The 15,562-nt window shown below is 62.9% G+C and carries 14 protein-coding genes; 5 read left to right on the plus strand and 9 right to left on the minus strand.

The window, feature by feature from the left end; genetic code table 11:
- The first annotated feature begins 45 nt into the window (after positions 1-45).
- Positions 46-2,127: a sulfatase-like hydrolase/transferase gene (locus tag ACZ5WW_RS16090; protein ID WP_377166439.1), complete on the plus strand. Its 2,082-nt coding sequence runs from the start codon at positions 46-48 to the stop codon at positions 2,125-2,127.
- Here the strand turns inward: ACZ5WW_RS16090 and ACZ5WW_RS16095 are convergent.
- From ACZ5WW_RS16095 to ACZ5WW_RS16110, 4 genes are all read right to left on the minus strand, one after another.
- Positions 2,102-3,412, minus strand: coding sequence for an O-antigen ligase family protein (locus tag ACZ5WW_RS16095; protein WP_377166437.1), 1,311 nt, complete (start codon positions 3,410-3,412; stop codon positions 2,102-2,104). The two genes, ACZ5WW_RS16090 and ACZ5WW_RS16095, sit on opposite strands and share 26 nt — an antisense overlap.
- Positions 3,409-3,849: a DUF3592 domain-containing protein gene (locus ACZ5WW_RS16100; protein ID WP_377166435.1), complete on the minus strand. Its 441-nt coding sequence runs from the start codon at positions 3,847-3,849 to the stop codon at positions 3,409-3,411. Before ACZ5WW_RS16100 ends, ACZ5WW_RS16095 begins: the two co-directional genes overlap by 4 nt.
- Positions 3,850-3,926: 77 nt before the next feature.
- The gene (locus tag ACZ5WW_RS16105; RefSeq protein WP_377166433.1) at positions 3,927-4,571 is read right to left on the minus strand and encodes a class I SAM-dependent methyltransferase; all 645 of its coding nucleotides are present in this window, start codon (positions 4,569-4,571) and stop codon (positions 3,927-3,929) included.
- Positions 4,571-5,701 (minus strand): BtaA family protein, encoded by a 1,131-nt coding sequence (locus ACZ5WW_RS16110; RefSeq protein WP_377166431.1) that lies wholly within the window; start codon positions 5,699-5,701, stop codon positions 4,571-4,573. Before ACZ5WW_RS16110 ends, ACZ5WW_RS16105 begins: the two co-directional genes overlap by 1 nt.
- Before the next feature lie 206 nt (positions 5,702-5,907).
- Here ACZ5WW_RS16110 and ACZ5WW_RS16115 point away from each other — a divergent pair, with 206 nt between their 5' ends.
- The gene (locus ACZ5WW_RS16115; protein ID WP_377166429.1) at positions 5,908-6,699 is read left to right on the plus strand and encodes a phosphatase PAP2 family protein; all 792 of its coding nucleotides are present in this window, start codon (positions 5,908-5,910) and stop codon (positions 6,697-6,699) included.
- Here the strand turns inward: ACZ5WW_RS16115 and ACZ5WW_RS16120 are convergent.
- The 5 genes from ACZ5WW_RS16120 to nrdR all read right to left on the minus strand — a co-directional run bounded on the left by ACZ5WW_RS16120 (position 6,689) and on the right by nrdR (position 11,231).
- On the minus strand, positions 6,689-8,407 hold the full coding sequence (locus tag ACZ5WW_RS16120) for an ArnT family glycosyltransferase (RefSeq protein ID WP_377166427.1): 1,719 nt from the start codon (positions 8,405-8,407) through the stop codon (positions 6,689-6,691). The genes ACZ5WW_RS16115 and ACZ5WW_RS16120 overlap by 11 nt on opposite strands.
- A gap of 77 nt (positions 8,408-8,484) precedes the next feature.
- On the minus strand, positions 8,485-8,913 hold the full coding sequence (locus ACZ5WW_RS16125) for a hypothetical protein (RefSeq protein ID WP_377166425.1): 429 nt from the start codon (positions 8,911-8,913) through the stop codon (positions 8,485-8,487).
- A gap of 83 nt (positions 8,914-8,996) precedes the next feature.
- Positions 8,997-10,238 carry a porin gene (locus ACZ5WW_RS16130; protein ID WP_377166423.1) on the minus strand — a complete coding sequence of 414 codons (1,242 nt, stop codon included), beginning with the start codon at positions 10,236-10,238 and terminating at the stop codon, positions 8,997-8,999.
- 141 nt (positions 10,239-10,379) lie between these two features.
- Positions 10,380-10,733, minus strand: a complete 354-nt coding sequence (locus ACZ5WW_RS16135) for an HIT domain-containing protein (RefSeq protein WP_377166421.1) — start codon at positions 10,731-10,733, stop codon at positions 10,380-10,382.
- Positions 10,734-10,742: 9 nt separating this feature from the next.
- The gene (nrdR, locus tag ACZ5WW_RS16140) at positions 10,743-11,231 is read right to left on the minus strand and encodes a transcriptional regulator NrdR (RefSeq protein WP_377166419.1); all 489 of its coding nucleotides are present in this window, start codon (positions 11,229-11,231) and stop codon (positions 10,743-10,745) included.
- 105 nt (positions 11,232-11,336) lie between these two features.
- Here nrdR and ACZ5WW_RS16145 point away from each other — a divergent pair, with 105 nt between their 5' ends.
- The 3 genes from ACZ5WW_RS16145 (at position 11,337) to ACZ5WW_RS16155 (ending at position 15,393) form a co-directional block, all read left to right on the plus strand.
- On the plus strand, positions 11,337-11,879 hold the full coding sequence (locus tag ACZ5WW_RS16145; RefSeq protein WP_377166417.1) for a flavoprotein: 543 nt from the start codon (positions 11,337-11,339) through the stop codon (positions 11,877-11,879).
- A gap of 92 nt (positions 11,880-11,971) precedes the next feature.
- Complete coding sequence (locus ACZ5WW_RS16150) at positions 11,972-13,696, plus strand: hypothetical protein (protein ID WP_377166415.1); 1,725 nt, start codon at positions 11,972-11,974, stop codon at positions 13,694-13,696.
- Positions 13,693-15,393 carry a metal-binding protein gene (locus ACZ5WW_RS16155; protein ID WP_377166413.1) on the plus strand — a complete coding sequence of 567 codons (1,701 nt, stop codon included), beginning with the start codon at positions 13,693-13,695 and terminating at the stop codon, positions 15,391-15,393. Before ACZ5WW_RS16150 ends, ACZ5WW_RS16155 begins: the two co-directional genes overlap by 4 nt.
- Positions 15,394-15,562: the final 169 nt, after the last annotated feature.

Raw genomic sequence — 15,562 nt, forward strand, 5'->3', positions numbered from 1 at the left:
CGTAACTTGATGAAAGTCCGCCCGCGTCGTCTTCGTCAACGCGGCATGCGTTTTCTGCTCCTCCTCGCTTTCTTCGTCTCCTCTGCGCTCGCCGCAGACACGCCCAATATCGTCATCATTCTCGCCGACGATTACGGCTATGGCAGCGCGGGGTGCTACGGGGCGGACGGCAGCCTGGTGCAGACGCCGAACATCGACCGCCTGGCGCGAGAGGGGCGGCGGTTTACGGATGCCAACACCACCTCCTCCGTGTGCTCTCCCACGCGCTATTCGGTCATGACGGGCCGCTACTGCTGGCGTACCTCGCTTACGCACGAGGTGCTGGGCACCTTTTCCCCGCTGCACATTGAGACGACGCGGCTGAACATGGCCTCGCTGCTGAAAAAGCACGGCTACCAGACTGCGGCGATTGGCAAATGGCACCTCGGCTACGGCACGGACGACGGCTCCTTAAAGTGGCGCACGGACTACACCGCCGAGCTTTCCCCCGGCCCGCTGGACATCGGCTTTGACTACCACTTCGGCGTGCCGAGCAATCACGGCGACCTCACAGGCGTGTTTGTGGAGAATCGTTTTGTCTATGGTCTGCGCAGCGGGAAAATCCCGACAGGCATGAAGTTGAAAGGGCCTGATTCCGACGATCCGAACTTCAAGGCCACCTACGGACCTGAAGATACGGAAAACGGCAAGGCGACGATTCTGGATCTGGATGCGCCGAGGCGCGTGAACCAGCGCGTGATGCCACTGCTGACCACCAAGGCCGCCGAATGGATTACGCAGCAGAAAAAGGGCACGCCGTTCTTCCTCTACTACACTCCGGTGGCCGTGCACAATCCGGTGACGCCGGACAAGGACATGGCCGGCAAGAGCAAGGCCGGGCTCTACGGCGACTGGATCCAGGAGCTGGACCGGAGCGTGGGCGGCGTGCTCAAGGCGCTGGATGAAAAAGGCGTGGCGCAGGACACGCTGGTCATTTTCAGCAGCGACAATGGCGGCGTCTTCACCCCCACGCGAGACACCGTGCAGACGCAGGCCTACAAGACCGGGTTGAAGGTGAATGCCGACCTGCGCGGCGGAAAGCACGACGTTTGGGAGGGCGGGTTCAAGGTGCCCTTCATCACCCGCTGGCCTGCGAAGATCCCTGCCGGCACGGTCTGCGATGACATGATCAGCGTGGCTGACATCCTGGCCACCACGGCGGCGATCGTGGGCGAGCCGCTGCCCGCCGCCGCCACGGCAGCTGAGGACAGCTTCAATGCCCTGCCCGCCTTCCTCGGCACCAAGGATGCGGCACCCACGCGCGACCACATGTTCATTCACAGCGCGGACGGTGTCTTCGCCATCCGCAAAGGACCGTGGAAGTGGATCGAGGGCGTGCCCGTCAGCGAGATCAAGCTTGGTGTCCGCAAGTCGCGCGCCAGCCAGTTCAAGGCGCAGCTTTACAACGTGAAGGAAGACCCTGCTGAAACGGTGGATGTCAGCACGCAGAATCCGGAGGTGGTGAAAGAGCTGAGCGCCCTGGTAAACCGCTACCGTGACGGCGGCTACAGCCGCGAGATGCCGCCCATCGTGGAGAAGAAGCTGCCGCCCGCCCTGCCACCGCTGGCAGGCAAAGAGGTGCTGGCTCAGGACTTCAAGGCGCTGCCGGCCAAGCCTTGGATCATGACACGCGGCACCTGGCAGGTGCGCGACGAGGCCATTTGGAACCCGACGCCTAAAACCGAGGAACAAGGCGCGACACTGACCGGACCACTGCCCATCACCGATGGCACCCTGCAGTTTGAAATGAAGCTGCACACCGCCGGGCGTGTCTCGCTGCGCATTCATACGGCAGGAAAGCACTCCTTCCGCATCGTCGTCAGCAGCACGCAGATCGAGATCACCAAGAACCCCGATGCCGGCCAGGACAAGAGCCAGACGGAGCCGCTGGCGCGGCAGAAGCTGAAACTGAACGCCGGGGAATGGCAGGCGGTGCGCATCACCTTCAAAGGCGATGAAGTCACCGCTCAAATCGCAGGCGTGACGGCGAAAGGCCGGCATGCCGTGATCGCGGAGGCGAAAGAGCAGCTCAACCTCATCGCCTTTGACGGCGAGGCAGGGTTCAAGAATCTGCGCGTGGTGCAGTAGCGGAACCACGCGCCAGCGCCACGGTGAGAGGCAGCCAGAAAAGCAGCCCCTCAAAGCGTGGTGCCGTGGCCAGCGAGGCCAGGGACTCGCCATCAAACAGCAGGCCGCCGCAGCCAAAGGCCAGCAGGGAGATCCAGGTGGCATCCCCTGCCATGGCCAGACGATGCGCGCAGCGGATACCACGACCTAGCACCCCCAGCAGCAAGGCTGCACCGATGATGCCGCCATGCACGAAGGTGGCAAAAAAGGCGCTGTGCAGGTGTGACATCATCATGATGCTCGTTTTTGACTGCAGCTCGCATTGCCAGAGCCCGCGCACGCCCCACTGGCCGGTGCCCAGCCAGACATGGTCCATGGCATGCCATCCGGCGCGGTAGATGTCCAGGCGGTTGTTGTCCGCACGCTCGACTATCTTTTGAAACGGGGGCGTGATGGCTTGAGTGACTGCAGGTTCAACGCGCCAGCGCTGGATGTGTGCAAACAACGGTGCGCTGGTAAAATAAAGCACGGTCGCAGTTAGAAACACACAGGCCGCAGCACCACCGCGCCGCCAGCCACGCGTCAGCAGCAGCACCAGATGACCACAGACCATGGCCAGCATGGCACCACGGCTGCCGGAAAGAAACGCCGCGAAATGCAGCAATCCCACAACGGCCCAGCCCAGCCAGCGCGGCAAGGGTATTGGCTTTGCCTCCATCAGAGCCGCGAGCCACAGCGCCGCGAAGCCAAAGATCAGCCCCGTGCACACCTGGTTGAGGCCGCCGTGCACGAGCAGGTTCATGAGCCTCTCTCCCGCCTGGTGGCCGGGCAGCACGAAATAGGAAAGCACGATGCTGATCAGCGCCGCAAGAGCGGACGTGAGCCCCATGAACCAGCCCATGGCATGAAAAAATTCGTCACTTTTCGCCTGCTGCCAGACCAGCATGCAAAACATCACCAGCAGCAGCATGCCGAAAATGCCGGAGATCACTTCATCCGACGCACGTTCGGCCATGAAGGGAATCTGCACAGAGGAGCGGATGAGCATCCACGAGAGAAAGCAGACGATGGAATGCACGCCTGCATCTGCCTGCCACTGTCTGAGCAGCGCGGGCCAGTCTGTCCAGGCCAGGGCCCAAGCGCCTGCGATGAATAGCCAGCCGAGATGCAGCCAGCGGTTGGGCAGAAAGGAATGACCGGCCACAAAACCCGCCACGGCGATCTGGGCCGCCCACATTCCACCCACCAAGCGGCGCAGCTCTGGTGCGGCGAACCCGTTTGCGAAAGCAGGCGTCAGGCTTTTCACGCGGCCCAGAGGAAGGCTGCCAGCACGACCAAGAGCAGTGCGCAGGAGAGCGCCGCCATGGCCGAGCCCTGCCACGCAGGCGGCTGCACCACGGCTTCGGCGGGATTGTGCGGATGATAGTACACGGGCACCTCGGAGCCCTGGGTGAGCCGGGCGATGAACTGCGTGAGGCGACCTGCGTCTTTGTCTGCAGTCTTGTGTGAGTAGCGGCTGCCTTCAAAGGTGCGGCCGCCCACGCTGTAGGAATAGCGCAGCACCGGGTCATAGAGCAGGCAGCCGTCGTGGGTTTTCTGTTTGCTGCGCCGCATCTCCGCCGTCGTTACCATGCCCTGGGTGCGCTGCCAGCGGCGCATGGCCCAGGCGGTGCTGAAGCGACGGAGGAAGTAAATGAATGCGGACAGCGCGAGCACCGCGCCGAAAAGCAGGAGGTGTGTCATGAGGAATGAAATGCCTGATGGCACCTCATGATGAAAGGGCTTCGCGGAACTGCACGAAACAGTATCGCCACACACTCTCAGGACTGTTTGCGTCCGAGAAAGATGCCATACTGCCACACGCCGCCGTAGGCGGAAAAGCGCTCGTCCAGCAGCGGTGCAAACTTCTGGCTGAGATACGGCCACAGATGGCCCTCCATGCGCACGTGGTTCACGCCCATCCAGTTGCGGAACCAGGAGAAGCGCGTGTGGGAAAAATCCACCACGGCAATGACGCCACCTTCTTCGAGATCATTCCATGCGGCATCGATGGCCTGCTCCCAGCCGGGATTAAACATGCTCAACGCGTATGAAAACAGCACGAGGTCGAAACGGCTGCCGCCTTCGTGCACAGGCGCGCTGTAGGAGCGCCTCAGCAGCGTGACGCGGTCGTCCTTCATCTTGGTGGCGGCGATGGACAGCATCTGCTCGGAGAGATCCACGCCGGTGATCCGTGCCTGAGGAAAGCGGCGGCGCAGGCCGGGCAGATTGCGCCCGGTGCCGCAGCCCACTTCCAGAATGCGCTGGGCTTTGCTCACGCACGCGGCGCGCATCAGCACCTCCTCGCGGCCAAAGAGAAAGCTCCAGCGCGTTGCGTCATAGATGCGCGAGTGAAACTGGTAGTAGCGCTCGAGCGCAGTGCCCGTGCCATGCGCGGCGGCTGTGGATGCGTGCGCCGTGCTCATCACAGCACCTCCGCAAAGTGAAGGCTGCCGTAGGTGCCCACGCGGTCCAGCTGGTGCAGGACCTCGGTGCGTTCGGGGAAGAAGCGCAGGCGGGCGCGCACGGACTCCGGCACAAAATCGAGATTCACACCCGCCGAGCGCATCAGCACTTTCGCGCCGGGGGCGCTGTTGGCCAGGATGAGCTCCCATTCATCCAGCAGCGCGGCGGTGTCGTGCGCGGCCAGCCAGTCCTGGTGATCCAGCAGCACGAAATGCGTGTATTTGCCGGGATATTCGCGCAGGAAGCCGGAGAGTGTGGTGGTGTAGCTTTTCAGACGATCCACACGCTGCTGCAGCGTGGGCAGGTTTTCCTGCTTCAGATAATTGGGGCAGCAGCCCAGCGTGTAGGAGCCGGTCATGTACACACGCCAGAAATAGTTGTCAGCGATGGGCAGCTCGGTGAACACATGGCGCAGCTTGTCCTTCACATAATCGGTGAGGCCGCCGGGGTAGGAGTCCTGGATGAGCTTGATCTGCGGACGCGGTACACCGAGCAGCGTCATGAGCGTGGGCTGGCGCAGCAGCCAGTTGCTGAAGGGGCCCCAGATCTCGCGCTCAAAGAGCTCATACGCGCTGCGCTGCTCCTCGAGCGAGCGCGCATCCAGCAGACAGGTGGCGAAGTTCTTCACATTCGGGCGCAGCTTGAAGAGCGCATTCCCCATCACATACGCGGCGATGCCGGAGGTGCCGTGAAAGTAGAAGGACTTTTTGAGGCTGGTGGGATTGAAGAAGCCGATGCGCTTGTCCCAGAACTTCCGTGCAGGGTCAGACAGCGTGCTGCGCACACGGGCATAGACGCGGGCGTAGTCGGCATGAGAGCCGAAGCCGAACATCTCAAAGAGCTCTTCAAAGTCGCCACGGCGGATGAGCGCCTGCTTGAACTCCAGCAGCGCATTCTGCCGGTAGTTCATGTCCACCGCATGAATGGCGGCCGGATTGTCGAGCAGGTAGTCGAGCGCGTTGCAGCCTGCGCTGGTGATCATGACCACGCGGCTGTCGGAGTTCAGCTGCATGAGCTGGCGGTCGAGCCGCGGATCCTCCCAGGCTGTGTTGTAGATGAGGTTTGAATTGTGAACATGGCGGAAAACCATGTCGTGGGCCGATTTCAACATCTGAACCGGACGGCGGGGTGGGGACTCTTTGAGCATGATCGCAGGAGGAGTGAGAGAGTCTTCCTTCCAATGTGACAGCGGGCCAGCAGGCGAGTGTGTTTGTTTCGTCACACAGTCACGAGGCGAAACAAATTCGTTTCAATGCACGCCGTGGCATTTTGATGATCTTGTTTTGATTGCCGCTGATGAATGACAAACACGGCCTGCTGCCGCCCTATGCGGCCTCCTGGGATGAGCTGGCAAGTGAGGACGCAGCCTCATGGCTCCCCGCAGGTCTGGATCATCGCACGCGGCCCATGCTGGCCTGCTGGTGGGCGGATGTATTGTGCCTCTGCCGCAGCGCTTGGGCCATGCTGGCGGCCAATCGGATCAAGCTGTGGACTTTCATGGTGGCGGGTGCGGTGCTGATCTGTCTGCTCATGCCGCAGGATCTTGTGCTGCTGGCACGGCTGCGATGGGCGGAGGACTCTCCGGACAATGCAGCCATTCATGGCGCGGCGAGGTGGCTGAGCTACTGGGGAGATCTGGCGGGGTTTAACATGTTTGTGTTCGTCACACTCACCTGCTTTGCGTTTGTGCGGCGCTCGCCGTTCTTCCGCAGGCTGACGCTCGCGGCTGTCGTGGGCACGGTGCTCACGGGAGGCGTGGCGAATGTGGTGCGCGTGAGCACCGGGCGTGCGCGGCCCGGCAGCAACGTGCCCGCTGGATTTTACGGCCCCACCTTGAGCGCGCGCAAACAGTCCTTTCCCAGTGCGCACACGGCCACGTCATTCGGTGCCTGCGTGCCGCTGGCGGTGGCGTTTCCACCGGCGGGTGTGCCGCTGCTGGCGGTGTCTGGAGGGGTGGCGTGGTCGCGCATGCAGAACAACTGCCACCATCCGAGCGATGTCATCACCTCGGTGATGCTGGCGTGTGTCTTTGGGGTGCCGCTCGGGCTGACAGTGCGGCGCATGCGGCGTGCGGCGGCTAGCGTCTGACGAAGAGCTGGACCTCCGCCCAGCTGAAGCGCGCCATGTTGAAGCCTTCGAGGGTCAGCGTCTGCGTGCTGCTGGACTCCGGCTTCAACTGATCCACGAGCGCCGTATTGTCTTTGGCGGTCTGGCCTTTGGGTGCAGTGCCGAGCAGTGATTTGAACCAGCGGTCGAGAGTCCACTCGCGCCGCAGCATCACGACGGCCTCCGGGCCGGACTTTTGCAGCAGAGCTTTGGCGGAGCTGAGGTCATCGGTGAAGAGCCATGGATGATCGGTGTAGAAGACGAGGCTGGGTTCGGTGTAGCCGCAGCCGTGGAATGTCATGTCGGGCTTGATGGTGCCGATTTCTGCCGCCACCTGCACGGGGATAGAAGTGGCGAGCAATTGGCGGCCGAGGAATGAAAGGCTGGCGCTGGTGAGCAGCAGTGTGAGGCCGACGAGCGCGGTGTTTCGGGCTGTCATGCCGTGCTTCCATAAAGCGCCTGCGACAAAGCCGCCCAGCAGGAGCACGCAGGTGAGCGCCAGCAGTGCGCTGCTGAGCAGGGTGCGGAGGCCAGCATTTGGAATCGGCACTGCTGCCACCAAGCCCCAGCCTGCGAGAACAAGCCCTGAAAGCGCAAGCGGCAGCCACTTGGCAGCACCGGGCAGTTCTGCCGCATGATCAGGAGTGCGCTGCCACCAAGCCCAAGCGAGCAGCACGATGAAGGCGGGATAGCCCGGCATGACGTAATGCGGCAGCTGCGTGGCGTAGAAAAAGAAGATGATCTGCGGCGCGAGAAACCATGCGGCGAGGAAGGAGGTCTGCGCCGACCAGTTTGCACGCAGACTGCGCCACACCGGCAGCGCAAAGCCCATCCAGGGAAAGAGGCTGAGCCAGGAAGTGAGGAGGTAGTAGCCGGGCACGAATTTGCGGCCGTTGAAGACAGCGGTGCCGCGCTTCACCACATGCTCGCCCATGCCGGTCTGCCAGAAGGCGCCGTTGGTTTCGATCAAAGCAGGCACACCCCATGCGGCCACCATGGTCAGTGCGATGCCCAGGCCTGGCAGCACCTGCAGACGCTGCCAGGGCAGGGGCTTCTTCCACAAAACCCAGCGCCACAGGAGCAAGGTCAGCGCAGGCACGAACCACGCGACGGGGCCCTTGGCCAGAAAACCGGCGCCAAGAGAGAGCCACAGGCACCAGAACCAGCCACCCCAGCGGCGGGAGGGAACCTTGGTGAGCAGCTCCAGCAAGGCGCGGCAGGCCAGCGCCACCAGCAGGATCATGGGCATGTCCGCCACGCACAGGCGACCGTGCACCAGCGACTGCAGGCTGGTGAGCCAGGCCGCACCCGCCAGCAGTCCTGCACGTGGTTCTTGCGTGAGTCTCCGCGCCATGCCAGCCACCACCAGCGCGGTGAGATAGACGGCCGCCACGCTGTGGAGACGTGCTGCCAGCTCATTCACGCCCAGCAGGGCGTAGTGCAGGCGCATCCACCAGTAAGTGAGGGGTGGCTTGTCAAAACGGTAGGCACCATTGAACCAGGGGATGGTCCAGGTGCCGCGCTGCATCATCTCCACTGTGGCGTGGGCAAAGCGCGGCTCGTCGCGGTCCATCAGTGGAATGGTGCCCGTGCCCGGCAGGTAGAGCAGGAGTGCGAGCACCAGCAGCAGCCACCAGCTGTGGCGCCGACAGCGCTGATGATTCCAGAAGGTCGAGGCGGGCAAAGCCATCCTGCCATTTGGCATGGCGGCTCAGTTCGTCCGGCGGCAAGTTCCGACGTTTTTGTCACACGGGTGTGACAGGGAGCTCAATAGAGCAGGAAGCCAATCTCACTGTCGGTGAGCTGGGAGGTGTCATCCACGGCCAGGAGAGCCTGGGTGTCGAAGGTGGCCTCCCAAGGAGTCTCGGCCGCAGCCGGGAGCAGGGGGAGGTCTGGCACAGACATCACAGGCACTGGCTTGCCGGCCATCTGGACTTGGGCGGTGGGCTGAGTCTGGAAGATCACCAGGGCGAGCACCATCACGGCAATGCTGACGGAGGCAAAGGCCCACTTGCCAGCCGGGGAGGCAAAGGAAACATCCTCCCACCAGGTGCGAAGAGATGCGAGCCAGCCGCGATCCTGGGGCGTCTGCCGGGCGGCGCGGACGACGTTCTGGGCAAAATTGGAACGAGCCTCGATCGCGCGGGCCTGAGCCAGCAGCTTGGCGACGGGGTCTTGAGGTGAGAGCGGTTCCATGGCGGACGGAGGGATTGACAATGATTCTAACACCTAACATACGCCAAAGTTGCACCTGGGCCGGTTTTTTTGCCTGCCGGAGGCTAGAAATACAGGCGCAGGGCACTGGACCAGCTCCAGCCGTTGTAGCTGCCACCGTGGCCGCCGCCGCTTAGAGTGACGAATTCCAGGCCGGTCATCAGCTTCAGCTTGTGGCCGTAGATGTAGTAATTCGCCCCCAGGTATAAAGCATGGTACTGGCCCCCATGTCCTTTGTCGGTGATGCCGGTGGCCAGGCGGTCGTAGCGGCTGGAGAGGCGCAGGCCGTCGTTTTCAGCCACCGCGTACTGGTAGCGCCCCACAAACTGCAGCTTCTGGGTGGCAAAAAAGGCGGGCATGAGGATGAGGCCGGAGACATCTCCCTGGGACTCCCGGCCATGGCCATGAAGAATGTCCGTATAAAACGCGCAGGGGCCTTTTTCCCAGCTGCTGTTCAGGGAGAGGGCGCTTTCAAACTCATAAGGAGCCGGCGCACCCTCAAAGGTGCTGCCCTTGACGGAGGTGTCCGCCGTGGCTTTCTGGTAGTCGAAATTGATGGAGGCGCGGTCCAGCCCTGTGGCCTCCTTGAGGTCGTAGCCGAGGCCGGCCTGAATGATCGCGCCACCGTTGAAGGTGGTGAACTCCCGTTCGTCATCGCCTGCATATGCGGCCAGTTCCCACAAAAAATGGCGCACCTTTCCGGTGGCCCAGATGCCGGTGTACCAGCCGGTCCACAGGACGTCTGTGAGCAGGGAGCGTTCGATGGTGAGGAACTCCCGCGAGGATGTGGTGCGCTCCAGTCCGAAATAGGCCTGATGTTTGCCAAAGCCCACTGTCAGCGCCTCGGAAAACGCGTACTCAAAGAAGAGGATGTTGATGCGGCCGTAGAACGGATTGAAGTCGGCGTTGATGTCGATCAGGCCGTCCAGGCGGCCTTTTCCGTCGAGCCACTTGGATTTGAAGCCCAAGCGCAGGCGGCGCACTTCGAAGTCGCCCCAGCGTGAATCCTGCGGGCGGTCGCGGCTGCCGAAGTCCCCACGGTCTGACCAGCCCTGGTCATCCTGAAGCTGCAGGATGCCCTGAAGAGCCAGGCTCGTGAGAAAGCCGCTGTGAGCTTTGTAGAGCACCGAGCTGCCCCAGATCTGATCATAGATCGAGGCCGGTTTCTTGGGGGTGATTGCGGCAGCGGGCGCTGCCAGAGCCCCGTAGCCAGACGCGGCCTGCAGCGCGCCTTTCACCATGACGGAGAGCAGCAGCGCTAACAGGAGCTTGGGAAGTGAAAACGAGGGGTGGGAGCGTTGGACCATTGAGGGCGGGGGGAGGGGTCCAACGAATGCAATTTATTCATTGTTACGATATTGTCACAATGTAGGGCGCAGCATGACAGAGACTCTCTGCCTTGGTTGCAGCAGGACTGTGAAGCCAGTCGGCTTGCCGCCTATTTGGGATCAGCCTGGTGGCCAATCGAGGCTGCGGCCCGCGAGCAGGTGCACGTGCATGTGGGGCACGGATTCACCGGCATCTTTGCCGTGATTGATCACGAGGCGGAAGCCCTTGCTGCGGTCTGAGATGCCGAGCTTTTCAGCGATCTTGCCTGCGGCCAGCAGCAGTGCGCCCAGTGTGGCCCGATCCTCCGCCACGGCCTCGCCCACACGGGGGATGAGCTTTTTGGGCACGATGAGCACGTGGATGGGGGCCTGGGGGCTGATGTCGTTGAAGGCGGCCACGAGGTCGTCTTCGTAAACGAGCGGGGCAGGGATTTCGCGGTCGATGATCTTCTGAAAAATGGTCTTTTCGCTCATGGGGAGAAATTAACGGAAAAGCTCCGGCTGCCGCCCGTCGCGCGGGCTGCGCTCTCCGAGGCTCTTGATCTCGTCGATGAACTCGCCCACGTCCTCAAACTGGCGGTACACCGAGGCGTAGCGGACGTAGGCCACGTGGTCGATGGTTTCGAGGCGGCGCATGACCTTGGCGCCGATGACGGTGCTGGGGATCTCGCGGTAGCCTTCCTCCTCCAGCTCGTTGGCGATGTCGTCCACGAGCTGCTCGAGCTGCTCCATTTTGACGGGTCGCTTTTCGCAGGACTTGCGGACGCCGCCGAGGAGCTTGTCGCGGTTGAAGTTTTCGCGGGCGCCGTTGCGCTTGACCACGCGCAGCTCCTCGCGCTCCACGATCTCGTAGGTGGTGAAGCGGAAGTCGCACTTCATGCACTCCCGGCGGCGGCGGATGGCGTGCCCCTCCCGCGCCTCGCGGGAGTCGATCACTTTATCCTGGGAGCTTCCACATTTGGGGCAGCGCATTCTGGCAGGGGGTTACGCCTGGGAATGTGCTTTCGTGCAGGCAGAATGGCAAGCAGCTTCGTAGTTCGGGCTTTTCGGGTGGATTTTCGCGCCTATGGTCCATTTATGTCCCGCATTATTCTCGGCGTCACCGGTTCCATTGCAGCCTACAAGGCGGCGGACCTCGCCAGCCAGCTCACCAAGGCCGGCCACAAGGTGACGTGCGTGCTGACCAAAGCGGCCCTGGAGTTTGTCACCCCGCTGACGCTGGGCACGCTGTCGAAGAATCCGGTGATCAGCGATCTGTTTGCCGAAAAGGAGGGCTGGCAGCCCGGGCACATCCAACTGGCGGATGAGGCGGATCTGCTCCTGATCGCTCCTGCCACGGCCAATGTGCTGGCGGCCATGGCCAATGGCTTCGCCCATGATGCGCTCACTGCCATCGCCCTGGCCACGCGGGCGCCCATCCTCATCGCCCCGGCCATGAACGGCAAGATGTGGCAGCACCCCGCCACGCAGAAGAATGTGGAGACCCTGCGCGGCTACGGGGCGCAGTTTGTCGAGCCCGCGTCCGGGATGCTGGCCTGCGGGTATGAGGGCGTGGGGCGTCTGGCGGAGGTGGAAACTATTCTGCAGGCGGTGGCGGCAATGCTTGCAAAGGGAGTGTGAATTTTTTGCATTGATGCTCCGGTTTTTATTGACGCTTTTTCGCTTCTTTTACAAACTCCGCGCACGTGGAAAAATCGAGCGATCAACGGGGCATGCATCTGCTGGCTGAGGAACAACTCAGCGCAGGTGCGGATGCGTTTCTGGAGACGATTCGAGGCATGAGGGAACCCAAGGCGCTCGCGGGTCTGGCGGACAGGTGGAAGAATGATCCGCGCCCCTGGGCACGCACGATGATGCAGCGCTATTTTGAGCTGCCGTTTGACCAGGCGGGGCATCAGGTGGTGGTAAAGCGCCTGTTCAAGGCGGCCGAAACCCGGGGAGACGACGCCGTGATGGCACGCTGCCTGATGGCATTTGACCGGCTGGTGCGGCGGGTCCGCGGCAGGAGTTTTGAATGGGACCGCGCCACACGGGTGATGATCCAGTCCGAGGTGCTTCAGACGCCGCGCAATGTGCTGGCAAAAACGATGTCGAAATACATCACTCCAAAGAAGCTGGAGAAGTTTCGGCTCTTCAAATACCGCACCCGCCACTACCTGCAGCGGCGGGTGTGGCGCTACTTCCGCAAACTGGGGTTCAACGACGGGTCGCGCTACCTCGCGGCTGTGGTGCCTGGACTGGCGGCGTTTCAGGATGCAGACCTCGCAGCGGGGGAAAACCTGCTGGACAGCTGGAGCCTGATGCATGCGCTGCATGGTGAGAGCCCGGCAGTGGAGTTCAGCAGCCTGAGGGCCGTGCTGAAGGAAGGTCGCACGCTGGCGGATCTGAAGCCGGAGCCGGCGTTTTCGCAGCACTGGCGCACGCCCGCCGGAGTGGTGGCGGCGCTGGAGCTCATCGTGATGGCGCAGTCGCGGCTGGTGCGCGTCTGGGCACTGGCTTGGCATCAGGAACTGGCCAGAACGATTTCAGCAGCGCCAGCAGCAGACATTTTGACACGCATGCTCGCGCATGACGATGAAGAGGTGCAAAGCTACGGCGCGCGTCTGCTGGCCGAGTGCGCGGATGCGGCCAGCTGGCCGCTGGAGACCTGGCTGAAACTGCTGAAGTGCGAAAACCCGCGCGTGGCGCAGCTGCTCTGTGATGCCATGCTCAAGCACGTTCGTGACGAGCGCATCACGCTGGCGCAGCGGGTGGAGATCGCACTGGCGAAGGCCACACCGATTGCACGGCTGGGGCTGCGTCTTCTGGAAAAGACAACTCCACGAGATGGCAAAGAGCGCGAGGTCATCACGGGTCTGTGGCGCGCCCAGTGTCTGGGGATTGGCGGTGACATCGCACGCTGGGCATTGGCTCAATTAGGGACGGCGGAGGTGTATCAGATGCCTGCCGTGTGCCGCTTTTTTGACAGTGCGAATGCAGGCATTCGCGAGGGTGCCTGGGCCTGGATGGAGCAGGAAAATTCTCCCGGCTGGCCGGACGCCGCGCTGTGGAGCCGGCTGGCGGAGACGCCGTATGCAGACCTGCGCACCCGCATGATTGATGCGCTGGCCCTGCGTGCCAGCAAGCCGCCGGTGGGGGCGGATGATCTGGCGCCCGTGTGGACCAGCGTGCTGCTGGATGTGAACCGCGGTGGCAGGCAGAAGCTGAAGGCGCTGCGGCAGATTGCGGCGACTCTGGCAGCCACGCCGAATGAAAAACTGCTGCCGGTGCTGGTGGCCACGGTGCGCTCCATCCGCGGCCCTGAGGCGCGTGCGGCGCTGGCGGCGGTGATGTCCCTTCTCGCCAGAAGGCCGGAGCTGGAAAGCGCGATCGCTGCGGCACTGCCAGAACTGGTGCTGCAGCCTGCGGCGGAAACTCTTCTCAAGACCGCCGCATGAACATCACCTTTGCATACCGGGGTCGAAGTCATGTCGCTGAAGCAGGCGGCGGGCAGATCGTGTCTCTGGCACCGAATTTGAAGCGGGACGTGGTGGCCTTTGATGCGGCGCTGAAAAACCCGCTGCACTTCCGCGAGGCGATCTCCGCACTGCATGATGTGGTGATCAACGATCTGCGCTTCAAGCCGCGTGACAAGACCGCCTATGAGGAGTGGAGAAAGGGAGAGCAGCAGCGGCTGACTGCCATCCGCACCGAAGCGGTGCGCGAGGCCCGGCAGGAAATGGAGACGAAGCAGCGGACGCCGCTGCCGCGTGATTTTGAGCGGCAGTTTGACAAGGCGCGCAAACGCTACTGGAACGCACGGCTGAAATACGCAGACCATCTGCGCCGCCATGATCAGGAGCTTTGGCGCCTGCTCATGCCGTGTGATCCGGTGATCACCGTGGCACCGGATGTGGTGTTCTTTGAATGCTTCAGCGCGGATGAGTCGAGCTACGGCTGCCTGAGCGTGGAGCGCGATGAATGCTTTAGCTCAGCGGCGGGCGTGCAGTGCGGCACCACGAACGTGGACTACTCCTGGGATCTGTTTCACCATTTCCAGACGCTGCGCACCTACCAGCCGGCGCGTTTCCACGTGGACCCCTCCGGCTTTGAGGTCAAAGTCCAGGGAGGTGAGGATTATCGTGAGGAGAAGATCGATCTGCCCACTGGCTGGCTGCGTGGTTTCATGCAGCTCCAGGGTGCGATGACGCTGCCGATGCGGCGCGTCACTCTTTCGCGTCAGGGGCTGTATTCTCTGCTGGCCTGGCTGCGTCGGCACAAGGCCCCGCGCAGCCCGCGCGCGCTGCGATTTGAGATTGTGGAAGGGCGCGCGCCGGAGCTGGTGCTGGAGCCGTGGGAGCAGCGCATCACCGACCGTGGCGCGCCACCGTGTGCGCAGTCGATGGAGCCCATCCGCGTGTGGGGCGTGCGCCGCCTGCTCACACTGGCGCGCCTGCTGCCGCTCATTGATCGCGTGGAGGTTTGCCTGCTTGGGACCGGGCTGCCGTCCATGTGGATCGCGCACATGGGGCCGATGAAGCTCACGCTGGGGCTCTCCGGCTGGACCACCAATGACTGGACGCGTGGCAGTGCGCTGGATCTGCTGCTGCCACCGCAGGAGCCAGGGAAAGATTTGATCGACAAAGCCGCCGCCGCGCTGAGGCAGCAGCAGTCGGCTTCTCTGGCCACACTCGCCAGTGCCTGCGGTGCCGCAGAGGCCATGACGACTGCGGCGCTGAAACATCTGGCGCATTCCGGGCAAGTGATCTACGACCTGCCGCATCAGGTGTACCGCTGGCGCCAGATCATGCCGCAGGTGCTGGGAGAGGAGCAGATGGGGCCGCCGAATGCCGAGGCCGAAGCTGCGCGTGACATCCCAGACCGTGATGTGCGTGTGCTGAGCAGCACTGACGCCCCCAATGACACCAGGCTGCACACCGGCACCGTGCAAAAGCGCGAGGTCGAGCTGCTGCTGGACCGCGATGGCATGATGCGGCGCGCGAAGTGCGACTGCTCCCACCATTTCAAAGGAGGGCTGAGGAAAGGGCCGTGCCGCCACCTCATCGCCTTCCGCCGCAAACTTTTGAACCCCGTTGACCCAGGCGCGCCGTCTCTGTATGAGAGGCTCTGGTCGGGGTTTCGCACGAACCCCTAACCACGGAGGCCGCCACCACCGAAACACGATCTTTCCACATTTCCCGAGAGGGGACGCATGCTCACTGAGACCATCCTTGCGGTGTTCCGCCGCGAATGAAGCTGCCCGTCCATGCATCCCCAAGCCCGTTGTTCGGATGGCCACTGTCGCTACCCGACGCTTGGCCACG

It is taken from the genome of Prosthecobacter fluviatilis (assembly GCF_055388355.1).

Bases quoted from the DNA above. Each gene is read 5' to 3' on its own strand.
- ACZ5WW_RS16090 (WP_377166439.1), top strand. From the start codon at position 46: ATGCGTTTTCTGCTCCTCCTCGCTTTCTTCGTCTCCTCTGCGCTCGCC.
- ACZ5WW_RS16100 (WP_377166435.1), bottom strand. From the start codon at position 3,849: ATGACACACCTCCTGCTTTTCGGCGCGGTGCTCGCGCTGTCCGCATTC.
- ACZ5WW_RS16105 (WP_377166433.1), bottom strand. From the start codon at position 4,571: ATGAGCACGGCGCACGCATCCACAGCCGCCGCGCATGGCACGGGCACT.
- ACZ5WW_RS16110 (WP_377166431.1), bottom strand. From the start codon at position 5,701: ATGGTTTTCCGCCATGTTCACAATTCAAACCTCATCTACAACACAGCC.
- ACZ5WW_RS16115 (WP_377166429.1), top strand. From the start codon at position 5,908: ATGAATGACAAACACGGCCTGCTGCCGCCCTATGCGGCCTCCTGGGAT.
- ACZ5WW_RS16120 (WP_377166427.1), bottom strand. From the start codon at position 8,407: ATGGCTTTGCCCGCCTCGACCTTCTGGAATCATCAGCGCTGTCGGCGC.
- ACZ5WW_RS16125 (WP_377166425.1), bottom strand. From the start codon at position 8,913: ATGGAACCGCTCTCACCTCAAGACCCCGTCGCCAAGCTGCTGGCTCAG.
- ACZ5WW_RS16130 (WP_377166423.1), bottom strand. From the start codon at position 10,238: ATGGTCCAACGCTCCCACCCCTCGTTTTCACTTCCCAAGCTCCTGTTA.
- ACZ5WW_RS16135 (WP_377166421.1), bottom strand. From the start codon at position 10,733: ATGAGCGAAAAGACCATTTTTCAGAAGATCATCGACCGCGAAATCCCT.
- nrdR (WP_377166419.1), bottom strand. From the start codon at position 11,231: ATGCGCTGCCCCAAATGTGGAAGCTCCCAGGATAAAGTGATCGACTCC.
- ACZ5WW_RS16145 (WP_377166417.1), top strand. From the start codon at position 11,337: ATGTCCCGCATTATTCTCGGCGTCACCGGTTCCATTGCAGCCTACAAG.
- ACZ5WW_RS16150 (WP_377166415.1), top strand. From the start codon at position 11,972: ATGCATCTGCTGGCTGAGGAACAACTCAGCGCAGGTGCGGATGCGTTT.
- ACZ5WW_RS16155 (WP_377166413.1), top strand. From the start codon at position 13,693: ATGAACATCACCTTTGCATACCGGGGTCGAAGTCATGTCGCTGAAGCA.